Source organism: Pseudomarimonas salicorniae, assembly GCF_023156535.1.
Classification (GTDB): domain Bacteria; phylum Pseudomonadota; class Gammaproteobacteria; order Xanthomonadales; family Xanthomonadaceae; genus Pseudomarimonas; species Pseudomarimonas salicorniae.
On the sequence record NZ_JALNMH010000027.1, the window covers coordinates 1 to 11,094 of the forward strand.

An 11,094-nucleotide genomic window follows, 5' to 3' on the forward strand; every position below is an offset into this window, starting at 1 on the left:
CCGCTCTACATACGAGGTCAGCCAAAGCTGCCCCAAGGAGCAAGCGGCTTCCCCGGAAATCGACCGGTGGTATAGGCGAATCTGAAGCCGGATCCAAGGTACAAGGAGCCAGCTTGCTGGCGAGCAGCCCGCACGAGGCACCTATCGCCAGCAAGCTGGCTCCTACGTTCAGAAGCTGACGGACGTCTCATGCGCGGGCGAGCGACTGCCCGAGTTGCGGGACGGCGTTCTGCGACGCCGCCCCGATTCCTTCGGCTAGAAGAACACCCTCACGCCAAACTGCAGGTTGCGCCCGGGCAGGGGGGCGAGGTCCTTGAGGAAGGACGTGTGCGGGCGGGCTTCGCGGTCGGTGAGGTTGCGGGCGTCGAGGAAGACCTCCCAGCCGGCGTCCTGCAGGTCGAAGTGATAGGCCAGCTGGGCGTCGACCAGGGTGTAGCCCTCACTGGGACGCTCGAATTCGGCGACGCGGTCCTGGTCGTCGTAGCGCATGGCGCCCAAGTGGGCGCGCCAGCCGTCCTTTTCCCAGCGCAGCTGGGCGCCGAGGCGGGCGGCGGGGATCCGCGGCAGGTCGTCGCCGTCGGTGAGGCGGGCGCGCACGGCGTCGGCGGTCATGCGCAGCGACCACAGGCCGCTTTCCCATTCGCCGAGGGTCTTGTCGACCTCGAGCTCGAAGCCGTTGAAACGGGCATCCCCCTGGGTCCAGGCGCGGACCGGCAGCTCGTCTTCCTCGAGGCCGGTGTCGGCAAGGTAGATGAAGTCGTCGAAACGAGTGGTGTAGAGCGCCGCCTTCACGCTGAAGCCCTCGATATGCCAATGGCTGCCGACCTCCAGGCGATTGGCGACCTCGGTGTCGAGCGCGGCATCGCCGATCTCGAAGCTCTGGGTGGCGATGTGCGGGCCGTCGGAGAACAGCTCCTCCGCGGTCGGGGCGCGTTCGGCGCGGTCGAGGCCGAAGTCGAGGTGGAAGGTCTCGTTGAGTTCCCAGCGCAGGCTGGCCGAGGCGCTGAACGGGCTGAAATCGGCCGCGGGGGCGCCCTCGGGGTCGATCTCGACCTCGTCGATACGGGCGCCAAGCTCAAGGCGGAAGTCGGGGTTCAGCTGCTTCTGCTCGATCAGGAACAGGCCCAGGTCGCGCGACAGCGAGGGCGGCACGAAGGCCTCCTCGCCGATGGCGCTGAAGTCGCGCCGGCCATACTGCAGGCCCCAGGCGCCGCGCCATCCGTTCAGTTCGGCGTGGACCGCCTCGATGCGGCCCTCGACCCCGTCGTTCTCGAAACGGGTGCCGATCTCGTCCCCTTCGAGCTCGAGGTGCTCGTAGTCGGTGCGGGCCAGCTTGAAGCTGATCGAGTCGTGCAGGGCGAAGGGCTGCAGCAGGCCGCCGCGGGCTTCGAAGCGACGCTGCTCGAGATCGATGCGCACGCTTTCCTCTTCCTCATCGCCCTCGTCCAGGGTGATCGAACCCTTGTCCTCGTGGTCTTCCTCGTGGGCATGGCCGTGGCCAGGGACGCCGTAGAGGCTGTCGAAGCCGCTGACCGCGAAGCCGAGGAAGCCGCGCTCGCCGAGCCAGCTGGCGCCGATGCCACCGGCGGTGGTGCGGGTGGCCGAGTTCTCCAGCAGGCCGCGGGTCTCGGGGTCGGGTGTCTCGCCTTCCTCGGCCAGCAGCGCGGCGCTTTCCGAGAAGCCCGGAATCTCGATGTCGTCGGTTTCGCGGTGCAGGGCGTCGGCGGTCAGCTGGAAGCGGTCACTGCCCCCCTGGATCTTGAACATGGCGGTGCGCTGGTCGGTGGCGGTGTCGCCGCGCAGTTCGGCGCGGCCGCTCATCGGCTGTCCGCCCAGCGGCGCTGCATCGGGGATGCGGCCGTCGACCACGTTGACCGCGCCGCCGATGGCGCCGGTGCCGTAGAGCAGGGTGGCGGGTCCCTTCAGTACCTCGATCTGGCGGGCGAGAAAGGGCTCGATGCTGATCGCGTGGTCGGCACTGACCGTGGAGGCGTCCAGCGATGAGAGCCCGTCGGACAGGGTCTGCACGCGTGCGCCATCGAGACCGCGAATCACCGGTCGGCCGACGCCAGGGCCGAATCCGGAAGACTGGACGCCCGGCAGGGACGACACCGTGTCGCCCAGCGTGCCCGCGCGCTGCTCATCCAGTGCTTGTCCGGCAAGCACGCTGACCGGACGGGTGAGCTCTTCGGCGGATTGCCTGAGCGGGGTGGCGGTGACCACCACGGCGTCCAGCGCCTCGGCACGCTCGGCATCGTGGGGCAGTTCGCCCTGGGCGACGACGACCGGGGCGATGCTCAGGCCGCCAAGCATCGGCAGGGCAAGGCGAAGGGCGCGGGAAAGCGATTGCTGTCTCATGGGCTTCCTCGGGGCGACTCGGGATGGTAAATTGCGGCCGAATGTTATAGTGTTTCACTCAGACCGCAAGTCCCCCATTGGTCACCCGTGGACAAGGATCCCGTGCTCGAAGCCGCCAGTTCCCCCTCCGTCGATGCGCTTGCAGCCGGCGACCGTCTCGGTTTTGTCGCGGCGACGCTCTGCGCCGTGCATTGCGCGATGCTTCCCCTGCTCGCCGGGCTCCTGCCGGCGGTGGGTTTCAGCGCGGGTGGCTGGGCGGACATCGACCAGGCCTTCGTCATGTTTGCCAGCGTGCTCGGGATCAGTACGGTGGCGGTGGGCTACCGCCGGCACCGGGTGCTGAAGGCCGCCTGGCTGCTGGTTGCCGGCCTGGCCCTGCTCTGGTCGGGTTCGTTCACCCCGCTGCATGATCACGGCCTGGGCCATGCCCTGGTGATGACCCTGGGCGGCGGCCTGCTGGGCCTGGCCCACCTCTACAACCTGCGCCTGGGCCACCGCGCGAGCCGCTGAGCGGCAGGTTCCACGGCCACCGCGCTGCTGGTATCCTGCGCGGTCTTCAATCCGGCAGGTGCCGGACCAGCAAACGGAGATCCGACAGATGGGCAAGGGTGACAAGCGTACGACTCGCGGCAAGACGTTTGCCGGCAGCTACGGCAATTCGCGTCCGCACGGCGCGGGGGCCAAGACCTCGACCCAGCCGAAGGCGCCGGTCGCGGTGAAGAAGGCGCCGGCCAAGAAGGCCGCCGCGAAGAAGGGCTGAGCGCAACGCGCTTCGACAAGAACCCCGGCAATGCCGGGGTTTTTTGTGCTCGGGTTCGGGAGCGATGCGTGGATTGGGCGCGAAGTTCGCATTCGCCCCGGTCCCGCTGTAGGAGCCAGCTTGCTGGCGATAGTCGCCCCGGATGGGACGATCGCCAGCAAGCTGGCTCCTACATTCGGGTGTTGTGGAAGGTCTGCTTCGCGCCCGAACCGGGCATCGCGATCGGCCTGCCTTGAGGTCAGACCAGCCTGGTGATGGCGGCTTCGGCGATCGGGGCGCCCCATTCCTGGACGAAGTGGCCGGCCTCGGCCAGTTCGATGGGTTCCGGGCAGCCGTGAATCTGCCGGCGCAGGTAGCGCATGGCGGGTGGGCCGAGGACGGGATCCTGCATGCCGATGGCCATCAGCGACGGGCCCCTCCACTCCTCGTTCCACCATTGTCGGGCGCGGCGGGAGAGCGCGGCGCCTTCGGCGTCGGGGTGGTCGGGCACCAGCTCGGGGAAGCGGCGCACGCCCGCCTTGTGCCGGGCGTCGGGGAAGGGCGCGGCGTAGGCGGCGGCCTCGCTCCCGGTCAGGATCGGGGTACTCCGCTGCATCAGCCCGGCAATGTCGAGGTCCGGCTGGCCGCGATTGTAGGCGCGCCAGGCGATAAAGCCCTCGCCGAGCGGCACGTCGCCGGTGGCCAGGGCAGTGTTCATCACCAGCAGGCCGGCAAAGCGACCGGGCAGGTCCATCGGCAGGGTGAGGCCGAGCAGGCCGCCCCAGTCCTGGCAGGCCAGGCGTATGCCGCGCAGATCGAGGCGTTCGATCAGCGCCATGAGCATGCCGCGGTGGAAGTCGAAGCCGTAGACGGCCTCGTCGACCGGCTTGTCGGAGCGGCCGAAGCCGAGCAGGTCGGGGGCGATGACCCGGTGCCCGGCGGCGCTGAAGACCGGAATCATCTTCCGGTACAGGTAGCTCCAGGTCGGCTGGCCGTGCAGGCAGAGCCAGTTGACGGCGGCATCCTTCGGGCCTTCGTCGAGGTAGTGGACGCGCAGGCCGGCATAGCCCGGCAGGTCATCGACGTAGTGCGGGGCGAAGTCGTAGCCGGGCAGGCCGGCAAAGCGTTCATCGGGCGTGCGCAGGATGTCCATGGGGGCTCCTTGTTCAGGGGGCGACGCAGGAGATCTGCCGGCCCCCGGCGATCACCCGCAGCGGGGCGGCGCCCGCGGTCCAGTAGGCGAGTTCGGCCGGCTGCTCGGCCTGCCAGAGCACGAGGTCGGCGCGTTGGCCCGGGGCGATGCGTCCGCGATCAGAGAGACCGAGCGCCCGGGCGGCGTGCACCGTGGCGCCGCGCAGGGCCTCCTCCGGGGTCAGCCGGAACAGCACGCAGGCCATGTTCATCGCCGTGCGCAGCGAGGCCAGCGGCGAGGTCCCCGGATTGAGGTCGGTCGCGACCGCCATGGCGACGCCGTGCTCGCGGAACGCGGCGATCGGCGGCAAGGTGGTCTCGCGCAGGGCGTAGAAGGCGCCGGGCAGCAGCACGGCCACGCTGCCGGCAGTGGCCATCGCCGCCACGCCCTCGGCGCTGGTGTACTCGACATGGTCGGCCGAGAGTCCCCCGTGGTGCGCCAGCAGGGCGGCGCCGCCGAGGTCGCTGAGCTGGTCGGCATGCAGTTTCACCGGCAGGCCGTGCCGCCGCGCGGCGCTGAACAGCCGGTCGACCTGATCGGGCGAGAATCCGATGCCCTCGCAGTAGGCATCGACCGCATCGGCAAGGCCCGACTCGGCGATCTGCGGCAGCCAGTCCTCGCAGATCCGCGCGATGTAATCGTCGGCGCGGCCGGCGAATTCCGGAGGCAGGGCGTGGGCGCCGAGGAAGCTCGTGCGCACCGACTGCCCGCTGGCTTCACCGATGCGCCGCGCGGCGCGCAGCATGCGCAGCTCGCTGTCGAGATCGAGCCCGTAGCCGGACTTGATCTCGACCGTGGTGACGCCGTCGTCGCGGAGGGCCAGGGCGCGGGGGAGGGAGGCCGCCAGCAGGGCGTCCTCGTCGGCCTCACGGGTGGCACGTACGCTGGCGGCGATGCCACCGCCGGCGCGGGCGATTTCGGCGTAGGAAACGCCCTTGAGGCGCTGCTCGAACTCGCCGGCGCGATTGCCGGCGAACACCAGATGGGTGTGGCAGTCGATCAGTCCCGGCGTGAGCAGGGCGCCGCCGGCCTCCCATTCGCGTTCGGCCGGCGGCGCGGCCCCGCGCGGCCCGACGTATTCGATGCGCTCACCGCGCCAGACCACGCTGGCGTTCTCGACCAGGCCGTAGCCCTCGCTGCCTTCCAGTGTGGCGACGCGGGCGCCGTGGAGGGCGAGACGGTCGGTGGCTGGCATCGAAACGGGCTCCTGCGCGGGTGGGGGTCGAGTCTAGCCCGGATGTTCGGGCTCCGGCTCCGGAGAGGGCGTGCGCTGGATTCCGTGCCACCTCCTCCCAGCCTCCCCGTTCCGCACGAAGCGCGGCAATGGGAGGGGCAGAGCAGCGAAGCTGGGGAGGTTCAGAGCGCCGGGCCAGACAGAGAGGGGCGGCTCGGGCGAGAATCCGCGGATGCAACGCTATCTCGCCGACAACGCCCTGATCGACGGCCGCTGGCAGCGGCAGGTCGCCCTTGATATCGATTCCGACGGATTCATCGCGCGGGTCGCCCCCGGTTCCGACGCGGAGGACCGCGAGCGCCTCGCCGGCTGGGTGCTGCCGGCGGTGCCCAACCTGCATTCGCACGCCTTCCAGCGGGCCATGGCCGGGATGGCCGAGCGTCAGGGCGATCCGCAGGACAGCTTCTGGACCTGGCGCGAGCTGATGTACCGCTTCGCCCAGCGCCTGCAGCCGGCGCAGCTGCAGGCGGTGGCGGCGCAGCTGTATGTTGAGATGCTGGAGGCCGGCTACGGCCACGTCTGCGAATTCCACTACCTGCACCACGACCACGACGGGCACGCCTACGCGCCGCCTTCGGCCATGGCCGAGGCGATCCGCGCCGCCGCCGACCAGGTCGGCATCGGCCTGACCCTGTTGCCGGTGCTCTACCAGACCGGCGGGTTCGATGGCCGTCCCCTGTCCGAGCGGCAGCGGCGCTTTGGCTGCGACACCGCGCAGTATCTCGAGCTGGTCGGAGCGGCGTCGGGGCCGGCGCATCCGCTGCAGCGCGGCGGGCTGTGCTTCCACAGCCTGAGGGCGGCGCCCGAGGCGGCGATCCGCGAGGTGCTGTCGGCGGCGGACCCCAACCAGCCGATCCATATCCACATCGCCGAGCAGGTCGCCGAGGTCGAGGACTGCCTGGCCATCCGCGGTGCGCGACCGGTGCGTTGGCTGCTCGACCGGATTGGCGTCGATGCGCGCTGGTGCCTGGTCCATGCCACCCATCTCGATGAAGCCGAGTGCGTGGAGCTTGCCGCCAGCGGTGCGGTGGCAGGCCTCTGCCCGACCACCGAGGCCAACCTCGGCGACGGTCTGTTCCCGCTGCGCAGCTATCTCGAGGCCGGCGGCCGCTGGGGCATCGGCTCGGACAGTCATGTCTCGGTCTCGCCGGTCGAGGAGCTGCGCTGGCTGGAGTACGGCCAGCGCCTGCGCGCCCTGCGCCGCAACGTGGTGGCAGGGCAGGGTGAGAGCTGTGGCGAGGTGCTGCTGGCCGGCGCCCTGGCCGGCGGCGCCCAGGCAGCCGGCGTGCGAATCGGACGCCTGGCCGGACCCGATAACGAGGGGCCGTGGCGTGCCGACCTGATCGTGCTCGATCCGCGGGCCGTGGCCCTGGCAGGCGCGAGCGAGGCCGATGTAATCGATCGCTGGCTGTTTGCCGGCAACCGGTCGATGGTCGAGGCCGTGATGGTCGGCGGCCGCTGGCAGGTCCGCGCAGGCCGTCATCGCCTGCGCGAGAGGGTGGAATCGGACTACCGCAAGGCGGTGGCGGAACTCGCCGCACTGTAGGAGCCAGCTTGCTGGCGATGGGCCCGACCCGACGCCGGTATCGCCAGCAAGCTGGCTCCTACACCAGAGCAGTTTTGCGGGTTCGAATCACCGCCAAGCCGAATAACACCCTTGTAGGAGCCAGCTTGCTGGCGAAAACGGCCCCATCACAACCACACCGCATCCCAGTACGGATACGCCCCGATCTCGTCCACCAGCCCCGCCCGCAATGGATTCGCCACGAGATATCGCGCGGCGCGCCTGATGTCCTCCTCGCTCCGAAGCGCCCGATCATGAAACGCCGGCTGCCAGAACGGTGGCGGGGCCTGCTCGATGCGCTGCACTGCCACCGCAATCCGCGATTTGCCCTGCTGCATCACCCGGCCCAGCGGCTGCTCCTCCAGTTGAATCAGGAGGTGCAGATGATCCGGCATCAGCACCCAGGCCAGCAGCCCCGCATCGCCCCAGGCACAGGGCTGGGCAAGAGTGCGCGCTGCCTCATGGGCGGCGGGATGCTCGGCGAAGCGCTTCCAGCCGCCGGCGCAGCAGGTGGTCAGGAGGTACACCTGTCCGGGAATCGAGCGGCGGCCTGCGCGGAGTCGGGCGTGGCCGGATGGGTTGGGCCTCGCGTTCATGGGTCAAGTTGACCCGTTGTCCGGCCTTCCAGGTATCGGTGGCGGACCCGTCGCGGCGTAGGCGTTGTCTGAATGCGTCCGGGTGGTCGGGCGTTGGATCGCCAGCAAGCTGGCTCCTACACCACAGCACCTTTGCGGGTTCGAATCACCGCCAAGCCGAGTGACCCCGTTGTAGGAGCCAGCTTGCTGGCGAAAAGGGCCTCAGCCGCCTTCACCCGCGGCTCATCCTTTACGGATATCATTCTTTCAGAAATTTCTGAAAGAACAGATATGAACATGCCTCCGCTCACCCAGCGCTTCGTCCTCCACTTTGGTGAGATGGGCTCGCGCTGGGGCATCAACCGCACGGTGGGGCAGATCTACGCCCTGCTCTTCGTCTCCGCCCGGCCGCTGAATGCCGACGAGATCACCGAGGCGCTGCAGGTCAGTCGCAGCAATGTCAGCATGGGCATCAAGGAGTTGCAGAGCTGGCGCCTGGTCCGCCTGTCGCACCTGCCGGGTGACCGCCGCGACTACTACTCGGCCCCCGACGACGTCTGGCAGATCTTCAAGATCCTTGCCGAGGAGCGTCAGCGGCGCGAGATCGACCCGACCCTGTCGATGCTCCGCGATGCCATGCTGGAGTCGCCCGGCAATGAAGAGGACCGCCACGCGCAGGAGCGCATGCGGCAGATGCACGAGCTGATCGAGCAGCTCACCGACTGGTTCGCCGAGGTGCGCCGGCTGGCGCCGGAAACCCTTGAGCAGCTGATGGGGCTCGGCGCCGGCGCGGTCAAGCTGCTCGACTTCAAGGATCGCCTGCTGCGCCGCGGCGCACGCCAGGAGGACAAGGAGGGCGCGGCATGAGCGCCGAGATGGTCGATCCCGTGGTGCTGGCGCGGATCCAGTTCGCCGCCAACATCAGCTTCCACATCCTTTTTCCGACGATCACCATCGCGCTGGGCTGGTTCCTTCTCTACTTCAAGCTGCGCTTCCTGCGCAGCCGCGAGCGCGCCTGGCTCGATGCCTACTATTTCTGGGTCAAGGTGTTTGCGCTGAGCTTCGCCCTGGGCGTGGTCAGCGGCATCACCATGAGCTTCCAGTTCGGCACCAACTGGCCGGGCTTCATGGAGCGGGTCGGCAACATCGCCGGCCCGCTGCTGGCCTACGAGGTGCTCACCGCCTTCTTCCTCGAGGCCAGCTTCCTCGGCATCATGCTCTTCGGCCGCAAGCGCGTCGGCGAGCGGGTGCACACGCTGGCGACCTTCCTGGTCGCCGCCGGCACCACCGCCTCGGCGTTCTGGATCCTCGCCCTGAACAGCTGGATGCAGACGCCGGCCGGCTTCGAGATCATCGACGGCCAGTTCCACGCCGCCGACTGGTGGAGCGTGGTGTTCAATCCGTCCTTCCCCTACCGGCTCAGCCACATGCTGCTGGCCTCGGGTCTGACCGCGGCCTTCCTGGTTGCCGGGCTCTCGGCCTACCGCTGGCTGCGCGGCCAGCGCGGGGGCGATGTGCGCGTCGCCCTGCGCACGGCGCTGACGGTCGCGGCCTTCCTGATCCCGGTACAGATCTTCGTCGGCGACCTGCACGGTCTCAATACGCTGGAGCACCAGCCGGCCAAGGTGGCGGCCATGGAAGGCATCTGGCAGGACGAGCGCGGCGCGCCGGCGCTGATCTTCGCCGTGCCCAACGAGGCCGAGCGGCGCAATGACTATGCGATCGGCATTCCCAAGCTGGCCAGCCTGATCCTCACCCACGAACTGGACGGCGAGATCAAGGGGCTGGACAGCTTCGAGGGCGAGCACCCGCCGGTGGCGCCGGTGTTCTACGCCTTCCGGGTCATGGTCGGCACCGGCATGCTGATGCTGGCGACGGCCTGGTGGTGCGGCTGGAGCTGGTGGCGCCGCGGAGGTCTCTCCACATGGCAGCTGCGCCTGCTGGCCGGCATGAGCTTTTCCGGCTGGCTGGCGACGCTGGCCGGCTGGTACGTGACCGAGATCGGCCGCCAGCCCTGGCTGGTCAGCGGCATGCTGCGCACCGCCGAGGCCGCATCGGCGGTGCCCGCGCCGCTGATCGGGCTCAGCCTGACCGCCTATCTCGCGGTCTACGTCGGCCTGCTCGGTGCCTACGTCTCGGTGCTGTTCCTGATGGCGCGGAAGGCTGGCGCTGTGAAGCAGCAGGCGGCCGCCGAGGCCGCCGGCGCCCAGGTACAGGGCGCCTGACATGGACGTCTGGCTGCCGCTCGCCTTCACCGTGCTGATGGGCCTTGCCATGCTGGCCTACGTGGTGCTCGATGGCTTCGACCTCGGCATCGGCATCCTGCTGCCGAACGTCGACGACGCCGGCAAGGACCGCATGATCGCCGCGATCGGGCCGTTCTGGGACGCCAACGAGACCTGGCTGGTGCTCGGCATCGGCCTGCTGCTGGTCGCCTTTCCCAAGGCCCACGGCGCCATCCTCGGCGCGCTCTACCTGCCGGTGACGGTGATGCTGATCGGGCTGATCCTGCGCGGCGTCGCCTTCGACTTCCGGGTCAAGGCTGACGATGCGCACCGGCCGCTGTGGAACGGCGCCTTCTTCGCCGGCTCGCTGATGGCGGCCCTGGCCCAGGGCTGGATGCTGGGCAGCTACGTGATCGGCTTCCGCGATGATGCCGCGGGTCTTGCCTTCTCCGCCCTGATCGCGGTGTGCCTCGCCGCGGGCTATGTGCTGCTCGGCGCCTGCTGGCTGATCATGAAGAGCGAGGGTCCGCTGCGCGAGCAGGGCATCCGCTGGGCCTGGCGCGCGCTGTGGCTGACCGGCCTCGGCATCGCCGCGGTCTCGGTGGTCACCCCGCTGGTCTCCGAGCGGATCTTCGCCAAGTGGTTCTCGATGCCGGCGTTCTTCTTCCTGCTCAAGCTGCCCCTGCTCTCGGCTCTGGTCTTCTTCTATGCCGAGTCGCGCCTGCGCCGCCTCGCGCGTCGCGAGCGGGCTTCGGACTGGCAGCCTTTTGCCAGTGCCGTCGCGCTGTTCCTGCTGGCCTTCATCGGGCTCGCCTACAGCCTGTTTCCCTACCTGGTGGTCGACGAACTGACCGTCTGGACCGCCGCCGCCTCGACCGACGCGCTTCTCATCATGTTCGTCGGTGCCGCGATCACCCTGCCGGTGATCATCGGCTACACGGTGTTCGCCTACCGCGTGTTCTGGGGCCGCGACGGGGCGCTCAGCTACGAGTGACAGGCGTTGCGTCGTCCTGTCTGCTGAAGCCTTCCGCACCCGTCGACTGTAGGAGCCAGCTTGCTGGCGATTCCCGCTCCCGGAGGGAATGATCGCCAGCAAGCTGGCTCCTTGTACCTTGGATCCGGCTTCAGATTCGCCTATACCACCGGTCGATTTCCGGGGAAGCCGCTTGCTCCTTGGGGCAGCTTTGGCTGACCTCGTATGTAGAGC

The 11,094-nt window shown here is 69.1% G+C and carries 10 protein-coding genes; 6 read left to right on the top strand and 4 right to left on the bottom strand.

The features are described 5' to 3' along the window. Positions 1 to 255: 255 nt before the first annotated feature. Positions 256 to 2,358 carry a TonB-dependent receptor gene (locus tag M0G41_RS18455; RefSeq protein WP_248211704.1) on the bottom strand — a complete coding sequence of 701 codons (2,103 nt, stop codon included), beginning with the start codon at positions 2,356 to 2,358 and terminating at the stop codon, positions 256 to 258. 102 nt (positions 2,359 to 2,460) lie between these two features. Here M0G41_RS18455 and M0G41_RS18460 point away from each other — a divergent pair, with 102 nt between their 5' ends. Together M0G41_RS18460 and M0G41_RS18465 are read left to right on the top strand one after the other, a co-directional pair. Then, a complete protein-coding gene (locus M0G41_RS18460) occupies positions 2,461 to 2,868 on the top strand; it encodes a MerC domain-containing protein (RefSeq protein ID WP_248211707.1) in 408 nt (135 codons plus the stop codon). A gap of 88 nt (positions 2,869 to 2,956) precedes the next feature. Beyond that, the gene (locus M0G41_RS18465; RefSeq protein WP_248211709.1) at positions 2,957 to 3,118 is read left to right on the top strand and encodes a 30S ribosomal protein THX; all 162 of its coding nucleotides are present in this window, start codon (positions 2,957 to 2,959) and stop codon (positions 3,116 to 3,118) included. Positions 3,119 to 3,356: 238 nt separating this feature from the next. On the opposite strand, the gene M0G41_RS18470 is transcribed toward M0G41_RS18465, so the two are convergent. Both M0G41_RS18470 and hutI read right to left on the bottom strand, forming a co-directional pair. Then, the gene (locus M0G41_RS18470; protein ID WP_248211715.1) at positions 3,357 to 4,250 is read right to left on the bottom strand and encodes a haloalkane dehalogenase; all 894 of its coding nucleotides are present in this window, start codon (positions 4,248 to 4,250) and stop codon (positions 3,357 to 3,359) included. A 13-nt stretch (positions 4,251 to 4,263) separates the two neighbouring features. Continuing rightward, complete coding sequence (hutI, locus tag M0G41_RS18475; protein ID WP_248211716.1) at positions 4,264 to 5,484, bottom strand: imidazolonepropionase; 1,221 nt, start codon at positions 5,482 to 5,484, stop codon at positions 4,264 to 4,266. Positions 5,485 to 5,695: 211 nt separating this feature from the next. On the opposite strand from hutI, the gene M0G41_RS18480 reads away from it, so the two are divergent. Further along, positions 5,696 to 7,069 carry a formimidoylglutamate deiminase gene (locus M0G41_RS18480; RefSeq protein WP_248211717.1) on the top strand — a complete coding sequence of 458 codons (1,374 nt, stop codon included), beginning with the start codon at positions 5,696 to 5,698 and terminating at the stop codon, positions 7,067 to 7,069. A 146-nt stretch (positions 7,070 to 7,215) separates the two neighbouring features. On the opposite strand, the gene M0G41_RS18485 is transcribed toward M0G41_RS18480, so the two are convergent. Next, positions 7,216 to 7,683 (bottom strand): REP-associated tyrosine transposase, encoded by a 468-nt coding sequence (locus tag M0G41_RS18485; protein WP_282453034.1) that lies wholly within the window; start codon positions 7,681 to 7,683, stop codon positions 7,216 to 7,218. A 276-nt stretch (positions 7,684 to 7,959) separates the two neighbouring features. On the opposite strand from M0G41_RS18485, the gene M0G41_RS18490 reads away from it, so the two are divergent. From M0G41_RS18490 to M0G41_RS18500, 3 genes are read left to right on the top strand one after another with little or no spacing between them, the layout of a single operon-like run. Continuing rightward, positions 7,960 to 8,529: a GbsR/MarR family transcriptional regulator gene (locus M0G41_RS18490; protein WP_248211721.1), complete on the top strand. Its 570-nt coding sequence runs from the start codon at positions 7,960 to 7,962 to the stop codon at positions 8,527 to 8,529. Next, the gene (locus tag M0G41_RS18495) at positions 8,526 to 9,887 is read left to right on the top strand and encodes a cytochrome ubiquinol oxidase subunit I (RefSeq protein ID WP_248211723.1); all 1,362 of its coding nucleotides are present in this window, start codon (positions 8,526 to 8,528) and stop codon (positions 9,885 to 9,887) included. The genes M0G41_RS18490 and M0G41_RS18495 overlap by 4 nt, the downstream gene beginning before the upstream one ends. A 1-nt stretch (position 9,888) precedes the next feature. Further along, on the top strand, positions 9,889 to 10,881 hold the full coding sequence (locus M0G41_RS18500; RefSeq protein WP_248211724.1) for a cytochrome d ubiquinol oxidase subunit II: 993 nt from the start codon (positions 9,889 to 9,891) through the stop codon (positions 10,879 to 10,881). The last annotated feature ends 213 nt before the right edge of the window (positions 10,882 to 11,094 follow it).